At 28.9% G+C, this 15,747-nt stretch carries 15 protein-coding genes; 5 read left to right on the forward strand and 10 right to left on the reverse strand.

The window, feature by feature from the left end:
- Nucleotides 1-65 precede the first annotated feature (65 nt).
- The 9 genes from LXD69_RS04935 to LXD69_RS04975 all read right to left on the reverse strand — a co-directional run bounded on the left by LXD69_RS04935 (nucleotide 66) and on the right by LXD69_RS04975 (nucleotide 7,237).
- Nucleotides 66-389 (reverse strand): SUF system Fe-S cluster assembly protein, encoded by a 324-nt coding sequence (locus LXD69_RS04935; RefSeq protein WP_045970524.1) that lies wholly within the window; start codon nucleotides 387-389, stop codon nucleotides 66-68.
- A gap of 56 nt (nucleotides 390-445) precedes the next feature.
- Entirely contained in the window at nucleotides 446-865 is a 420-nt protein-coding gene (locus tag LXD69_RS04940; protein WP_045970522.1) for a SufE family protein, read from the reverse strand.
- 2 nt (nucleotides 866-867) lie between these two features.
- Nucleotides 868-1,377: a hypothetical protein gene (locus tag LXD69_RS04945; protein ID WP_052705308.1), complete on the reverse strand. Its 510-nt coding sequence runs from the start codon at nucleotides 1,375-1,377 to the stop codon at nucleotides 868-870.
- A gap of 18 nt (nucleotides 1,378-1,395) precedes the next feature.
- Nucleotides 1,396-2,616: an aminotransferase class V-fold PLP-dependent enzyme gene (locus LXD69_RS04950; RefSeq protein WP_246917934.1), complete on the reverse strand. Its 1,221-nt coding sequence runs from the start codon at nucleotides 2,614-2,616 to the stop codon at nucleotides 1,396-1,398.
- Nucleotides 2,617-2,765: 149 nt separating this feature from the next.
- The gene (sufD, locus tag LXD69_RS04955; protein ID WP_045970518.1) at nucleotides 2,766-4,082 is read right to left on the reverse strand and encodes a Fe-S cluster assembly protein SufD; all 1,317 of its coding nucleotides are present in this window, start codon (nucleotides 4,080-4,082) and stop codon (nucleotides 2,766-2,768) included.
- Between the two features lie 122 nt (nucleotides 4,083-4,204).
- A complete protein-coding gene (gene sufC, locus LXD69_RS04960) occupies nucleotides 4,205-4,954 on the reverse strand; it encodes a Fe-S cluster assembly ATPase SufC (RefSeq protein WP_045970517.1) in 750 nt (249 codons plus the stop codon).
- A gap of 10 nt (nucleotides 4,955-4,964) precedes the next feature.
- Nucleotides 4,965-5,450: a flavodoxin family protein gene (locus LXD69_RS04965; RefSeq protein WP_246917935.1), complete on the reverse strand. Its 486-nt coding sequence runs from the start codon at nucleotides 5,448-5,450 to the stop codon at nucleotides 4,965-4,967.
- Complete coding sequence (gene sufB / locus LXD69_RS04970) at nucleotides 5,450-6,898, reverse strand: Fe-S cluster assembly protein SufB (protein ID WP_045970513.1); 1,449 nt, start codon at nucleotides 6,896-6,898, stop codon at nucleotides 5,450-5,452. Before sufB ends, LXD69_RS04965 begins: the two co-directional genes overlap by 1 nt.
- Before the next feature lie 9 nt (nucleotides 6,899-6,907).
- Entirely contained in the window at nucleotides 6,908-7,237 is a 330-nt protein-coding gene (locus tag LXD69_RS04975; RefSeq protein WP_045970510.1) for a HesB/IscA family protein, read from the reverse strand.
- 164 nt (nucleotides 7,238-7,401) lie between these two features.
- Here LXD69_RS04975 and LXD69_RS04980 point away from each other — a divergent pair, with 164 nt between their 5' ends.
- From LXD69_RS04980 to LXD69_RS04990, 3 genes are all read left to right on the forward strand, one after another.
- A complete protein-coding gene (locus LXD69_RS04980; protein WP_246917937.1) occupies nucleotides 7,402-8,262 on the forward strand; it encodes an MBL fold metallo-hydrolase in 861 nt (286 codons plus the stop codon).
- Nucleotides 8,263-8,340: 78 nt separating this feature from the next.
- Nucleotides 8,341-9,933: a S8 family peptidase gene (locus tag LXD69_RS04985; protein ID WP_045970506.1), complete on the forward strand. Its 1,593-nt coding sequence runs from the start codon at nucleotides 8,341-8,343 to the stop codon at nucleotides 9,931-9,933.
- Between the two features lie 76 nt (nucleotides 9,934-10,009).
- Complete coding sequence (locus tag LXD69_RS04990; RefSeq protein WP_246917939.1) at nucleotides 10,010-11,893, forward strand: M1 family metallopeptidase; 1,884 nt, start codon at nucleotides 10,010-10,012, stop codon at nucleotides 11,891-11,893.
- Between the two features lie 58 nt (nucleotides 11,894-11,951).
- Here the strand turns inward: LXD69_RS04990 and LXD69_RS04995 are convergent, their stop codons facing one another.
- Nucleotides 11,952-12,650 carry a S24 family peptidase gene (locus LXD69_RS04995; RefSeq protein WP_045970502.1) on the reverse strand — a complete coding sequence of 233 codons (699 nt, stop codon included), beginning with the start codon at nucleotides 12,648-12,650 and terminating at the stop codon, nucleotides 11,952-11,954.
- A gap of 186 nt (nucleotides 12,651-12,836) precedes the next feature.
- On the opposite strand from LXD69_RS04995, the gene LXD69_RS05000 reads away from it, so the two are divergent.
- Complete coding sequence (locus tag LXD69_RS05000; protein ID WP_246917944.1) at nucleotides 12,837-14,957, forward strand: tetratricopeptide repeat-containing sensor histidine kinase; 2,121 nt, start codon at nucleotides 12,837-12,839, stop codon at nucleotides 14,955-14,957.
- A 15-nt stretch (nucleotides 14,958-14,972) separates the two neighbouring features.
- Entirely contained in the window at nucleotides 14,973-15,614 is a 642-nt protein-coding gene (locus LXD69_RS05005; protein WP_246917945.1) for a response regulator, read from the forward strand.
- Nucleotides 15,615-15,747 lie beyond the last annotated feature (133 nt).

Raw genomic sequence — 15,747 nt, forward strand, 5'->3', positions numbered from 1 at the left:
AATAATAGTGTTCAATACTCTCAACAACAAATGTTAATGGAATACAAAACACTATTCTCTGGATTTTAAAGCATTCCTAATTCTAATTTTGCTTCTTCACTCATTAAATCTTTACTCCATGGTGGATCAAAAGTGATTTCTACTTCACAAGTTTTTACCTCATCAATAGATTTTACTTTTTCTTCAACTTCTAAAGGTAATGATTCTGCAACAGGACAATTAGGTGATGTTAGTGTCATTAATATTTTTACATCATTATCTTCATTAATCATCACATCATAAATTAATCCTAATTCATATATATCAACTGGAATTTCTGGATCATAAATGCTTTTCAAAACCTTTACAACGTTTTCTCCTAAATTAATTGTATCGTTAAATTCTTCCATTTTTTATTACTTTCAATATTTAGAAATAATTTCTAAACTACATGTTTTTAAATTAATTATTGTTTTGCTTGAAATGCTAAAGCGTACATTTTTATTTGCTTTATCATTGATACTAATCCGTTAGCTCTTGTTGGAGATAAATGTTCTTTTAACCCTATTTCATCTATAAAATTAGTATTTGCTTCTAAAATTTCTTGAGGTGTTTTATTAGAAAAAACACGAATCAAAATAGCTATAATTCCTTTTGTTAAAATGGCATCACTATCAGCAGTAAAAACGATATTTCCATCATTCACTTCTCCATGAACCCAAACTTTAGATTGACATCCTTTAATAATATTTTCTTCAGTTTTATATTGTTCATCAATTAATGGTAACGTTTTTCCTAATTCTATTATATATTCATAACGTTGCATCCAATCATCAAACATAGAAAACTCATCTATAATTTCTTCTTGTATGGCTTCTATTGTCATCCTTATTTATTTTTATTAGCTATTTCTAATATTGTATTTACTAGTTTTTCAATATATTTAGGTGGAGAACCTCCATCAAAATCTGGTGTTTGATAAACTTGGTCACCTCTTGTTATTTTTAAATTTGTCATTGGAGCTCCATCAAAAAAACGCTTTTCTGTAGGTGCTTTTAAATTCGGTAATTCTTCTAAATCAATTTCTTTATAGGCCGCTTCTAATGCTTGAATATCTTCTGCACTTAATACTGAAGAAACGGGTTTTCCTTCTGAAGAATTTTTAACATAAAGCTTAGTTGCATCAACTGTTATCTTATTGAAATAACCTCTAGACATTGATTCATACTCAAATAACGGTAAACTCTGAATTGTAGTCATTTCACTGTTTTTTTCTAATTCTATTTCTTTTTCAGTATTTTCTTTTCCTGATACCAAAGTAGCTTCTGTTGCTTTCTTCTGACAATTACAACTTGATAGTGTAATTATTAATGCTGATAGAATAGTAATTGCTTTCATGTTTTATTTGTTGTTTGTTTATGATAACATCATTTTTGCTTTTTTTACGGCTTCTACAAATATATCAATTTCTTCCTTAGTATTATAAAACGCAAAACTAGCCCTTATTGTACCTGGTATTTTGTAAAAATCCATTATAGGCTGTGCACAATGATGTCCTGTGCGCACCGCTATACCTAGTTTATCTATAATCGTGCCAATATCATAAGGGTGAATTCCATTAATATTAAATGAAATTACGGATGCTTTCTTTGTTAAGTCTTTTGGTCCATAAATAGTAACTCCTTCAATTTCTTGAAGTTTCTCTGTTCCATGTACTAATAATTCATGCTCATAAGCCGAAATATTATCAAACCCAATTGCATTCATATAATCTATAGCTGCACCAAAAGCAATTCCACCACAAATATTTGGTGTTCCTGCTTCAAATTTATGAGGCAAATCTGCATACGTTGTTTTTTCAAACGTTACAGTTGCAATCATTTCTCCTCCACCTTTATAAGGAGGTAATTTTCGCAACCATTCTTCTTTTCCATACAACATTCCAACACCTGTTGGACCACACATTTTATGAGCAGAAGTCACGTAAAAATCAACATCTAATACTTGAACATCTGGTTTTAAATGAGGACAAGCTTGTGCTCCATCAATTAAAACAGCAGCGCCAACTTCATGTGCTTTATTTATAATATATTCTATTGGATTTAAAGTACCCAAAGCATTTGAAATATGATTACAAAAAACTAGTTTCGTTTTATTTGAAAGTAATTTATCATATTCCTCCATAATTAATTCACCTTCTAAACTCATCGGAATCACTTTCAAAATAGCACCTGTGTTTTCACAAATCATTTGCCAAGGCACAATATTACTATGGTGTTCCAATGCAGAAACAATAATTTCATCTCCTTTTTGTAAAATTGATGCAAAGCCATTCGCAACCAAATTTATACTTTCTGTCGTTCCAGAAGTTAGAATTATTTCGTAGTTATGCTTTGCATTAAAATGCTTTTGAATTTTAAAACGCGCTTCTTCATAAGCGTCTGTTGCTAATTGACTAAGTGTATGCACTCCACGATGAATATTAGCATTATATCTTGAATAATAATCAACAATAGTATCTATTACTACTTGAGGAGTTTGAGAAGTGGCACCGTTATCGAAATATATTAAAGGTTTTCCATTTACTTGCTGAGAAAGAATTGGAAAATCGGCTCTTATTTTTTGAACATCAAACATGTTAAATCAATTTGAGTACAAATTTACAACTTGATTATTTAAAATTGGAATAAATAAAGGTTAAAAAACAAATATCACAATTATAAAATAAAAAGTGTTTCCTAAATTAGGAAACACTTTTTATAAATATATATAATGCTTTTATTAAATTACAACTCAAATCCCATTTTAACGCCTAACTTGGTAGCTATAATTTTTGTGATTCTTTGTTTTAATTCTGGTATTTTTATACTTTCAATTACTTCATTAGAAAAAGCATACATTAACAATGCACGGGCTTCTTTTTTAGGGATACCACGTTGTTGCATGTAAAACATAGCGCCTTCATCTAATTGGCCAATTGTGCAACCATGAGAACATTTTACATCATCTGCAAAAATTTCTAATTGCGGTTTAGCGTTAATTGTTGCCTTTTCACTAATTAGAATATTATTATTTTGCTGAAAAGCATCTGTTTTTTGCGCCTCTTTTTCAACATATATTTTACCATTAAACACACCTGTTGAACTATCTCCAAAAATACCTTTGTAATTTTGATGACTTTCGCAATTTGGTTGTGCATGATGCACTAAAGTAAAATGATCAACATGTTGTTTATCTCCAATAATTGTAATTCCTTTCAAAGTAGAATCTATTCGTTCTCCTTGATGATAGAAATTCAAATTGTTTCTTGTGATATTTCCTCCAAAAGAGAAAGTATGAACAGCTACTCTACTTTCTTGTTTCTGAGCAATGTACGTATTATCAATTAAATTAGCCGTTTGTACATCATTTTGGATTTTATAATAATCTACATTAGCTCTTTTTTGTGCAAAAATTTCTGTTACAGAATTTGTTAAAACTGGGTTCTCGTTTAAGCTTTGATGACGTTCTATTATTTGAACATGTGCATTTTCTCCAACTACAATTAGATTTCTTGGTTGCACCATTAAGGCTGCTTCTGTTCCCGTAGAAAAATAAACTATTTCAATAGGTTTATCTGCAACTTTACTTTTTGGTATATTAATAAAAGCTCCTTCTTGTGCAAATGCTGTATTTAATGACGTTAATGATTCGTCCTTTTTAGCTATTTGATTGAAATATGTTTCTAGAACTAATCTATATTTTGGTTTTGTCAACACTGATGATAACAAACAAACATCGATTCCTTCATGTGTTGTTGAAGATAAAAATGAGCTGAATTTACCATCAATAAACACTAATTTATAAGTATCTATTTCGTGAAGAAAATATTTTTTTACTGCTGGAAATTCAATTGCATTTTCGTGTTTCGGAAAAACAGAAAAATCATTTTTCAACACAGCATTTAATGAAGTATACTTCCATTCTTCTTCTTTTTTAGTAGGAAATCCTTTAGCTTCGAAGTTTTTTATAGCTTGGTTACGTACATCATGTAAATTAGAATCCATGTCTATTTTTTCTTCTAATGCAATGTATGACGAAAGTAATTTATCTTTTAAATCCATTTTTTTTGTCTTAAAATTGAAAGTCATTTTTAAAAATTTGGGTTTTCAGTAATTTCATAAATTTTCTTGCTTTTAGTCAAGAACTATTCCTTCAAATTATCGAACCTCTCCTTTTTGAGACTTTACACTAATTCTGCTTTTATCCAGTCATATCCTCTTTCTTCCAACTCTAAAGCTAAAGAAGCATCTCCAGATTTAACTATTTTTCCATCCATTAAAACATGAACAAAATCAGGAACAATATATTCTAATAATCGTTGATAATGCGTAATTACAACAACAGCATTATCTTTACTTTTTAATTTGTTAACTCCATTTGCAACAATACGTAAAGCATCAATATCTAGTCCAGAATCTGTTTCATCAAGAATAGCTACTTTAGGTTCTAACATTGCCATTTGAAAAATTTCATTACGTTTCTTTTCTCCTCCAGAAAACCCTTCATTTAAAGAACGAGAAAGGAATTTTTTATCCATTTCTAACAATTCTGATTTTTCACGTATTTTCTTCAACATTTCATTAGCAGGCATATCTTCAAGTCCTTTTGCTTTTCTACTTTCATTGATAGCTGTTTTGATAAAGTTAGTTACCGAAACGCCTGGAATTTCAACAGGATACTGAAAAGACAAGAAAATCCCTTTATGTGCTCTTTCTTCTGGTGCTAATTCTGATATTTCCTCATCATCAAGAAAAATTTCCCCTTCAGAAACTTCATAATTTTCATTTCCAGCTATAATAGAAGATAGCGTTGATTTTCCAGCACCATTTGGTCCCATTATAGCATGTACTTCGCCTGCCTTAACTTCAAGATTTATACCTTTTAATATTGCTTTATCTTCAACTGAAGCGTGTAAATTTTTAATTTGTAACATTGTCTTTATTTTATATAAAAGCTAATTCTAAATTTTGTTTTTCTTTTGGCGTATCTGCATTAAAATGTTTTTCGCCTAAATATTTTATTCCTAAATAATCTGCTGATTTTTGAAAAGGAATATAAAAATCATTTTCTAATTCGTCATCATGTGAATTTGAAATGACTGCCATGTTTTTTCCTCTTAATTTTCTGCCTGTTTCTTTTTCAATTCGCAATAAATCGGAAAAGCGGTCAAAAAACACTTTCATTATTCCACTCATACTATACCAATATACTGGTGTTGCAAAAATCAAAGTATCGTACTTTTCAATTATACTTTTTATTAGTATGAAAAAATCATCATTTTTATTTTTACTTTCATAATCATAATAAGAAAAATTATAATCACTCAAGTTTATTATATCTATATTATATTGGTCAGCAATCGCATCAGCTATTCTTGTTGTATTTCCATTTTTACGAGACGAACCAATTATAATTACTGATTTACTCATTATCCAACTGAACCTTCTAATGAAATTTCCAATAGTTTTTGAGCTTCAACAGCAAATTCCATTGGTAATTTATTTAAAACTTCTTTACTGAATCCATTTACAATTAGCGCAATCGCTTTTTCTGTTGGAATTCCTCTTTGATTGCAATAAAAAACTTGATCTTCTCCAATTTTTGAAGTAGTTGCTTCATGTTCTATTTTTGCAGATGCATTTTTACTTTCAATATAAGGAAAAGTATGTGCTCCACATTCATTACCCATTAACAAACTATCACATTGAGAAAAGTTTCGTGCATTTTCAGCTCTTGATGAAATTTGCACTAACCCTCTATAGCTATTTTGCGACTTCCCAGCAGAAATTCCTTTTGATATAATAGTAGATTTAGTGTTTTTCCCTAAATGTACCATTTTTGTACCAGTATCTGCTTGTTGGTAATTATTAGTAACTGCAATTGAGTAAAACTCACCTATTGAATTATCTCCTTTCAAAATACAAGAAGGGTATTTCCAAGTTACTGCCGAACCTGTTTCTACTTGTGTCCAAGATATTTTTGCATTTTTCTCACATATACCTCTCTTGGTTACAAAATTATAAACACCACCTTTTCCTTCTTTATTACCAGGAAACCAATTTTGAACAGTTGAATATTTTATTTCTGCATTATCTAAAGCAATTAATTCTACAACTGCTGCGTGCAATTGATTTTCATCACGACTTGGAGCAGTACAACCTTCAAGATATGAAACATAACTTCCCTCGTCAGCAATTACTAGTGTTCTTTCAAACTGTCCCGTTCCTCCTTGATTAATACGGAAATATGTTGATAATTCCATTGGACAACGAACTCCTTTTGGAATATAACAAAAACTACCATCTGAAAAAACAGCTGAATTTAATGCTGCATAAAAATTATCCTTTTGCGGAACAACTGTTCCTAAATATTTACGAACTAATTCTGGATATTCCTGAATTGCCTCAGAAATACTCATAAAAATAATTCCTTTTTCTGCTAGTGTTTTCTTAAAAGTTGTAGCTACTGAGACAGAATCAACTACAATGTCAATAGCAACATTGTTTATTTTTTTCTGTTCGTCAACTGAAATCCCTAACTTTTTATACATTTCTAAAAGTTCTGGATCAACATCATCTAACGTCTTATTTGGATCTGCTTTTTTAGGTGCAGAATAATACGAAATAGCTTGGAAATCGGGTTTAGTATAATGCACGTTTGCCCATTCTGGTTCTATCATTTCTTCCCAAGCTCTATAAGCTTCTAATCTCCAGTCTGTCATCCATTCTGGTTCATTTTTCTTTTTTGATATTGCTCTAACTATATCTTCATTTAAACCAATAGGAAACGTTTCCGATTCTATATCAGTATAAAATCCGTATTCGTATTCTTTGTTTTGTAATTCGACTTTTAAGTCGTCTTCAGTATATTTATTCATTTTTTAAATTTAAAGTGAAAAAGATTCTCCGCAACCACAAGTACGTTGTGCATTTGGATTATTAAAAACGAAACCTTTTCCGTTTAAACCTCCTGAAAATTCTAATATTGTTCCAACAAGGTATAAAAAACTTTTTTTCTCTACCGCTATCTTAATATTATTATCTTCAAAAACCTTATCATTTTCACCTAATTCTTTGTCAAATTTTAATTCATAAGACAAACCAGAGCAACCACCACTTTTAACACCAACTCTAACATAATCTTGAGTAGCATCAAAGCCGTCGTCTTTCATCATTTCAACTATTTTTTTACTAGCTGTATCAGATACTTTAATCATACTTATTTTGATTTTGTCTAAATTAACTGCAAATATAATTCATATAATGCTTATTACAAGGCTTCATAACATTTTTATAACTTATTCTTTCATAATTTTTATTTATAACTACCATAAAATCTATATTCACTCCAAATTTTGTAAATTGCGTAAATTTTAAAAAAATGAATCTTTACCCTATTGAATCTGGTAATTTCAAATTAGATGGTGGTGCCATGTTTGGTGTTGTACCAAAAACTATTTGGAATAGAACAAATCCTGCCGATGAAAATAACTTAATTGACATTGCAGCTCGTTGTTTATTAATTGAAAATGGAAATCGATTAATTTTAATTGATACTGGAATGGGGAACAAACAATCTGATAAGTTCTTTGGATATTATTCTTTATGGGGAAATCATTCTCTTGATAAGTCTTTACAAGAAAAAGGGTTTCATAGAGATGATATTACAGATGTTTTCATGACACATTTACATTTTGATCATTGTGGAGGAAGTGTTATATGGAATAAAAACAAAACGGGTTATGAGGTTGGATTCAAAAATGCTAAATTTTGGACAAATGAAAATCACTGGGATTGGGCAACAAATCCAAATTCTCGTGAGAAAGCTTCATTCTTAAAAGAAAACATTTTACCTATTGAAGAAAGTGGTCAATTAAACTTTATTTCAAGAGCAGAAAATGGATTTTTAGAAAAAAGCGATTTAGGATTTGGCATATTCTTTGCCGATGGTCACACTGAAAAACAAATGATTCCAATGATTAATTATAACGGAAAAACTATTTGTTTTATGGCTGATTTATTACCAACTTTAGGACATATCCCTCTTCCATACGTTACTGGTTATGATACTAGGCCTTTACTATCAATGAATGAAAAAGATATTTTTTTAAAGAAAGCTGTAGAAAACAATTACTATTTATTTCTAGAACACGATGCTCATAATCAAATTATAACTGTTCAAAATACAGAAAAAGGTGTTCGGTTAAAAGAAATTTTCACATGCGATGAAATCTTAAAATAGTGTTAATACATCAATGAAATGTAACTTTTTAAACTGATTTTTGTCAAATAAAATTAATAGAATAATAAAACTATATAAATGAGAAATTTAAAACCAATTTATTTATCAACTGCTTTAGCATTAGTTTTAGCTAGTTGTGGTGGTGCAAAACAAATAATCTCTACTCCAGTAGAAAATATTGATACTTTACCTTTAAAAGTTACTCCATTAGCTGAGAATGATTTAAAAAGATGGAGTCATTTAGATTTAGTAAGAGATACTGTTCCTGGAATGAGTGTTGACAAAGCATACTCTGAATTACTAAAAAACAAAAAAGGTTCAACTGTAATTGTAGGAATTGTTGATTCAGGAGTAGATATTCGTCATGAAGATTTACAAGGTGTAATTTGGGTTAATCCAAAAGAAATTGCTGGAAATGGAATAGATGATGACAAAAATGGTTACATCGATGATATTAATGGATGGAATTTCCTTGGAGACAGCAATAATGAGCAATTAGAAATGACTCGTATTGTTAAAAAAGGACCTGGAACTCCAGAATACGACAAAGCAAAAGCTCAACTAGAAGAGGAATTAGCTGGCATAATGCAAACTAAACAGCAAATTGATATGATTGTTGCTGCTGATAAAGCTATAAAAGAGCATCTAAAAAAAGACAATTTTAACTTAGATGATGTTAAAGCTATAGAAACTTCAGATGAAAAGTTATCACAATACAAAGCTATATTTACACAAATTTTATCAGGAACTTCAAAAGAAGATTTTGATAAAAGAATAAAAGCAGGAGTAGATTTTGTTTATGGGCAATTAAACTACAATTTAAATGTAGATTTTGATGGTCGTTCTATAGTAGGAGATAACCCAGAAGACATTAAGGACACTAAATATGGTAACAATAATGTTATTGGACCAGATCCTGAAGATGCAAAACATGGTACTCACGTATCTGGAATTGTTGCACAAGTAAGAAACAACAACAAAGGTGGTGACGGTGTTGCTAATAATGTTAAAATTATGGCAGTTAGAGCTGTTCCAAATGGCGACGAATATGACAAAGATATTGCTCTAGGAATTCGTTACGCTGTAGATAATGGTGCAAAAGTAATCAATGGTTCATTTGGTAAGTATTACTCTCCAAACAAAGAATGGGTTCAAGATGCATTAAAATATGCTGCTAAAAAAGACGTTTTAGTAATCTTTGCAGCTGGAAATGATTCTAAAGACTTAGATGTAGAAAACAAATACCCAAGTGATTCTTACGATGGTTCTCCTGAAATTTCAAACAATGTTTTAATTATCGGTGCATTAGCTCCAAGTTATGGTATAAATGAAGTAGCTGGATTTTCAAATTATGGAACTAAAAATGTAGATATTTTTGCTCCTGGTGTTCAAATTTATGCTACTACTCCAAATCAAACTTATGAGTATTTACAAGGTACATCTATGGCTTCACCAAATGTAGCTGGAGTTGCTGCTTTAATTCGTTCATATTATCCAAAGTTATCTGCTTCTCAAGTAAAACAAATTATTATGGAAAGTGGAACTCCATTAAAAAACGAAGTAAAAGTAGGAGAAGATCAACATAAAGCAAATTTTTCAACTATTTCTAAAACAGGAAAAATTGTAAATGCTTACAATGCTTTATTAATGGCAGAACAAATGTCAAAATAATAAAACTTAAATTATGTATAAACAAACCACAAAGCAAACTGAATAGTCACTTTGTGGTTTTTTAATTTTTTAAAGAATGAAAAAAATACTTTTATTTACCTTATTTTCTATTTTAAGTTTTGGGCAAAACAACCCAAATCCTGGCTATTGGCAACAACATGTCGATTATAAAATGGAAATTGACATGAATGTAAAAAATTATCAATATAAAGGAAAACAAGAATTAGCATATACTAATAATTCTTCAGACACCCTTTATAAAGTTTTTTATCATTTATATCCTAATGCCTTTCAACCAGGAAGTGAAATGGATAGTCGTTTAAAAACAATTGCTGATCCAGATAAAAGAATGGTTCGTACTTTTAAAGTAGCTGAAAAAGAAGTTAAAGAAAGTAGAATTGAAACTTTAAAACCAGACGAAATTGGATATCTAAAAATCAACAATTTCAAACAAAATGGATCAGAAGCTAAAACAAGAGTTGTAGGTACTATTCTAGAAGTTACATTAAACCAACCTATTTTACCTAATCAAAAAACTATTTTCACTCTTGATTTTGATGGTCAAGTACCTTTACAAGTACGTCGTTCAGGAAGAAATTCTGATGAAGGTGTTGCATTATCTATGACACAATGGTATCCTAAAATGGCTGAATATGACTTTGAAGGCTGGCATGCAGATCCATATATTGGTAGAGAATTTCATGGTGTTTGGGGAAATTTTGATGTAAAAATTACAATTGACAAAAATTATACAATTGGAGGAACTGGATATCTTCAAAATAAAAACGAAATTGGTCATGGTTACCAAGATAAAGGAATAGAAGTAAAACATCCTAAAAAAACAAAAACATTAACTTGGCATTTTATAGCTCCAAACGTTCATGATTTTGCATGGGGAGCAGATGATAATTATATTCACGATATGATTTTAGGTCCAAATAATGTTGAATTACACTTCTTCTATAAAAACAAAGCAGAAATTTTAGAAAACTGGAAAAATTTACAACCAAAAACTGCTGAAATCTTAGACTATCTTAATAAAAGTATAGGAGAATATCCATACAAACAATATTCTGTAATTCAAGGTGGAGATGGTGGAATGGAATATGCAATGTGTACTCTTATTACAGGAAATAGAAGTTTTGGAAGCCTTGTAGGTGTAACAGCTCATGAATTTGCACACTCTTGGTTTCAACATATCTTAGCATCTAATGAATCTAAACATGAATGGATGGATGAAGGATTTACCTCATTTATTTCAGATTTAGCAATGCAAACAGTACTTCCTTCAAAAGAAGGTGAAGAAGAAAATCCTTTTGAAGGAGCTTACAGTAATTACCGATATCTTGCAAAAACAGGTAAAGAACAACCATTATCTACTCATGCTGATAGATATGATATAAATATGGCTTATGGTATTTCAGCATATAGTAAAGGTGAAGTTTTCTTAGCTCAATTAGGATATGTTATTGGTATTGAAAATTTAATGAAGACATTAAAACGTTATTATAGTGATTACAAATTCACACATCCAACACCTAATGATATAAAAAGGACAGCAGAAAAAATTTCTGGAGCAAATTTAGATTGGTATTTAGTAGATTGGACACAAACTACAAATACAATTGATTATGCAATAAAAGAAGTAATAGAAAATAACAAGAAAACAACCATCTCTTTAGAAAGACTTGGAAGAATGCCAATGCCTTTAGATATTTTAGTAGTTTATAAAGACGGAACACAAGAAACGTTTTACATTCCAAATACATTAATGCGTTGGGAAAAACCAAATCCATATCAAACATTATCAAGAACCTCTTTAAAAGGATGGGACTGGGCATATCCAACATATTCGTTCGAAATTGAAAAATCAAAATCAAACATTCAAGCAATTGTAATAGATCCAAGTGGATTGATGGCTGATGTAGAACTTGAAAATAATGTATTTGAAAATGAGTAATTAAATCTTATTTTCTTCATAATAATATTAAAAAAGAGAACTCAAAAAGTTCTCTTTTTTAATGCATAGAATTAATCCTTATACTTGCTTTTACAAGTGCTAATGCTTTAATCTTGGACATTTCCACATCTTTATCTTGATGGTGTTTATTTTGACTAACCAATTTCACAAACCCAATTTGTTCCGACTTTTGAATGTATTTAACCGTAATATATTCTTCTCCACTCATGTCCATACTTAACAAATACATTTCCCCCCAAAAAATCTCATTCTTTATGTCATTTACCTCTTTATACAAAACAATATCACCGCTTTTTAAAAGTGGATACATACTATCTCCTGTTACATAAACAGCTCCATCACATTTTGGCAATCTTGGAATAGAGATATAATCTAATGGTGTTTGAGTAGTTCTATCTTGAAACAAAGGAACTAATCCGGCTACAGCTTCAATATCATATAAAGGAATTTGTTGACTATCTATATTCTTATCTGTACTTAAAGAAAAAGCATCAACACTTTTATTAAGCAAAAACTCTTCATCTTCCTTAAACATTGTTCCTGTTCCAGTTAGTAACCAAATAGGATTCAAATCAGAATATATTGAAAGAATATTTTCTATAACATTTGACCCAATACTTTTCCCTTCTTTTACGGCTTTAGAAATACTTCCTCTACCTGCTCCAAGACTGTTTTCAAAAGCATAAAAGCTAAATCCTTTTTTTTCTATATAATGACCTAAACGTTCTGAAACCATGGCTAAAAATTTATTTTACAGCAAAGTTATGAAAATTTTCATTAAAAATAACGTTTGATTGATTTTTTTCTAATACATTATAATTGATTTATCTAAACTTAAATAATGTAGAATAGATTTTTTTATTTTATTTTTGACATTCTTCAAAAACTGATAAAAAAATATTAGCTCTAACTTACAGTCTCAATGCAATTTTTTTTAAGAAAAAACAGTTATTCGCTTCTCTTTTACTTCTTTACATTCATTATAAATGCTCAAGAAGAAAATAAGAAAAATAATTATAAAGATTTAGTAAAACAAGAAAAAATTGAAATCGAGAACCTATTTCCATTATTAAACAACAAAGACGATTTGAAAGCATATAGTAATGCTCACAAACTTGTAAAAAAAATAAAAACAAAAGAATCCATTACTCGTTTAAATCTGTTTTTTGCTAATTATTTCAATAAAAAAACCATATTAGATTCTACTTTTTTTTATGCCAACAAAGCTCTTAAAAGCACTGATTTTATTGCTAATGACTCTTTAAGAAGAATACTAGCATCTAGTAGTTATAACTTAATCGGTTTATACAACAATAAAAAAGGCCTTATAGAGGCCAGTAAAAAATCACATTTAAAAGGAATTGAAATTGTTCAAAATCAAAAAAAAGGATATCCATATTATGTAAACTTACATGGTCTTGCAAATATTTATTTAAAACAAGGCGATTATACAAATGCTTTAAAATACTTCAAGCAATGTTTAGAATATAAAGACGTTGATGATGAAATAAGTATTGGTAGCAATATAAATATTGGTATTATTTATGGGGAATTTAAAAACTATGAATCTTCTATTGTTTATTTAAAAAAAGCTAATCTTATTTGTAAAAATAATGAGAATATAAACTGTCAAGCGATAACAGCAATAAATATAGGAGAAAATTACAAAGATCTTGGCAACCATAAAGAAGCTTTAAAATATTATGATGAAGGATTAAAACTTGCAAAACAGAATAAACTTTATCAAACAGAAGCTTTTGCTAATGAATATATTGGCTCTATTCTATATGAGCAAAAACGTTATGCAAATGCCAAGCTTTATTATATAAATGCATTAACAATTTCGTTACAACACAACTTCTTAAGCAACCAAAGAGATTTATTTCTTAAACTAAAAGAAATTGCAATAGTAGAAGGTGATTACACAAACGCTTACGAACTTCTAAATAGATATTCTAAAATAAAAGACTCTATAAACATTTTAGAAAAGGATAAAGAAATAAATGAATTAGATATAAAGTTTAAAACATTACAAAAAGAAAATGAAATAAGAGATTTAATGTTAGAGAACAACAACAAAATTCTTATTTTAAATAACCAAGAAAAGACAATTGAAAACCTCAACTTACAAAAAGCAATTGAAAGTAAAAAAAATGAAAATAAATTATTAAAACTAAATGAGTCTTCCCAAAAAAAAGCCAATCAGATAAAATTATTAAAAAAAGAACAACAACTAAAAGATTCTGAAATATTAAGACAAAAAGAAACTAGAAAAATTATTTTTATTGGGTTTCTTATCATTCTTATTCCTATCATAGCATTATTAATTGTTTACTATCAAAAACAGAAAGCTCAAATACTAATCAATAACAAGCAAAAAGAGATTAGCGAACAAAAAAACAAAGCCCTATTAAAAGATCAAGAATTAAAACTTATTAAAGCACAAATAGAAGGACAAGATAAAGAACGCTTGAGAATAGCTCAAGAACTCCATGACAGCGTTGGTGGAAACTTAGCTGCAATAAAACTACAACTTAGCAATTCTAATTTTGGAAAAGAAAGTGAAATTAAAAACATCAATCATCAAATAAACGAAACCTACAATCAGGTTAGAAACTTATCACATAATATGTTACCTAAAAAATTTAACCAAAGTAAATTTTGTGATGTATTAGAAGAATATCTAAATAAACTAGCAGAAGTAAGTCAATTAACACCTTCATTTGTTGCATATCCAAGGAAAAAAATAAACAATTTAAACGAAAATATTCAAGTGGAAGTTTACACAATTGTTCAAGAGTTAATTACAAACACTATAAAACACGCTAAAGCCAATAAAATTGAACTTCAACTTAACTTAATTGAAAACTCATTAAATATTATATTTGAAGATAACGGAATAGGTTTTAATATTAAAAACAACAAAGAAGGAATAGGTTTTATAAACATTAAGAATAGAATAAACAATTTAAAAGGAAGCTTACATATTGATTCCACCATGAATAGAGGTTCCATTTTTAACATTGAAATTCCAATAATTTAAATCCACTTATTAAAAATGAATACAACAAAAATAATTATTGCTGATGATCATACTATGTTTCTTGAAGGAATTATGTCTTTATTAAACAATGTTTCAGAAATAGAAATAGTCGGAAAAGCTGTTAATGGCAAAGAAGTGCTACTTCTTTTAGAGAAAACAAAAACAGACATTATAGTACTTGATATTAGTATGCCTGAAATGGATGGAATTGAAGTAACAAAAATTATAAAAAAGAAATATTCTAATTTAAAAATACTTATTTTAAGCACACATAGTAATTCCCAAATGATTGCTAAACTAATCAGAATAGGAATTGATGGCTATCTTCTAAAAAATGCAGAAAAAGACGAATTATTATATGCTATTCAAAAAATTAATTTGGGAGAAACTTATTTTTCTAAAGAAGTAGCTATTATTCATAATGAATACGAAACTAACTTTAAACAAAACCTTGCAACCACTACAGAATTAAGCAATAGAGAAAAAGAAATTCTTATATTAATTGCAAAACAATATACGGCCGCAGAAATTGCCGAAAAAACTTTTATCAGTCTTAATACTGTTAATACTCACAAAAGAAACTTATTATCCAAATTAAATGTAAAAAATACTGCTGGTTTAGTTAAATATGCAATAGAGCTAGGGTTACTTGATTAATTTTTTGACTTTTTAAACTCTAAAAAAACACCATACAATTATTATAATTGCATGATGTTTTAACTAATTATTCAAAAAATATCTTACTCCATTTTGAATAATTAAAATGAAATTCATGTCTGTAATTTGTTTA

Origin of the sequence: Flavobacterium sediminilitoris (genome assembly GCF_023008245.1) — a bacterium.
GTDB classification, from domain to species: Bacteria; Bacteroidota; Bacteroidia; order Flavobacteriales; family Flavobacteriaceae; genus Flavobacterium; species Flavobacterium sediminilitoris.

Excerpts from the sequence above, each read along its gene's own strand:
- LXD69_RS04935 (WP_045970524.1), bottom strand. The coding sequence starts at position 389 with ATGGAAGAATTTAACGATACAATTAATTTAGGAGAAAACGTTGTAAAG.
- LXD69_RS04985 (WP_045970506.1), top strand. The coding sequence starts at position 8,341 with ATGAGAAATTTAAAACCAATTTATTTATCAACTGCTTTAGCATTAGTT.
- LXD69_RS04980 (WP_246917937.1), top strand. The coding sequence starts at position 7,402 with ATGAATCTTTACCCTATTGAATCTGGTAATTTCAAATTAGATGGTGGT.
- sufB (WP_045970513.1), bottom strand. The coding sequence starts at position 6,898 with ATGAATAAATATACTGAAGACGACTTAAAAGTCGAATTACAAAACAAA.
- sufD (WP_045970518.1), bottom strand. The coding sequence starts at position 4,082 with ATGGATTTAAAAGATAAATTACTTTCGTCATACATTGCATTAGAAGAA.
- LXD69_RS05005 (WP_246917945.1), top strand. The coding sequence starts at position 14,973 with ATGAATACAACAAAAATAATTATTGCTGATGATCATACTATGTTTCTT.
- LXD69_RS04940 (WP_045970522.1), bottom strand. The coding sequence starts at position 865 with ATGACAATAGAAGCCATACAAGAAGAAATTATAGATGAGTTTTCTATG.
- LXD69_RS04965 (WP_246917935.1), bottom strand. The coding sequence starts at position 5,450 with ATGAGTAAATCAGTAATTATAATTGGTTCGTCTCGTAAAAATGGAAAT.
- LXD69_RS04945 (WP_052705308.1), bottom strand. The coding sequence starts at position 1,377 with ATGAAAGCAATTACTATTCTATCAGCATTAATAATTACACTATCAAGT.
- LXD69_RS04950 (WP_246917934.1), bottom strand. The coding sequence starts at position 2,616 with ATGTTTGATGTTCAAAAAATAAGAGCCGATTTTCCAATTCTTTCTCAG.
- LXD69_RS04990 (WP_246917939.1), top strand. The coding sequence starts at position 10,010 with ATGAAAAAAATACTTTTATTTACCTTATTTTCTATTTTAAGTTTTGGG.
- sufC (WP_045970517.1), bottom strand. The coding sequence starts at position 4,954 with ATGTTACAAATTAAAAATTTACACGCTTCAGTTGAAGATAAAGCAATA.
- LXD69_RS05000 (WP_246917944.1), top strand. The coding sequence starts at position 12,837 with ATGCAATTTTTTTTAAGAAAAAACAGTTATTCGCTTCTCTTTTACTTC.
- LXD69_RS04995 (WP_045970502.1), bottom strand. The coding sequence starts at position 12,650 with ATGGTTTCAGAACGTTTAGGTCATTATATAGAAAAAAAAGGATTTAGC.
- LXD69_RS04975 (WP_045970510.1), bottom strand. The coding sequence starts at position 7,237 with ATGATTAAAGTATCTGATACAGCTAGTAAAAAAATAGTTGAAATGATG.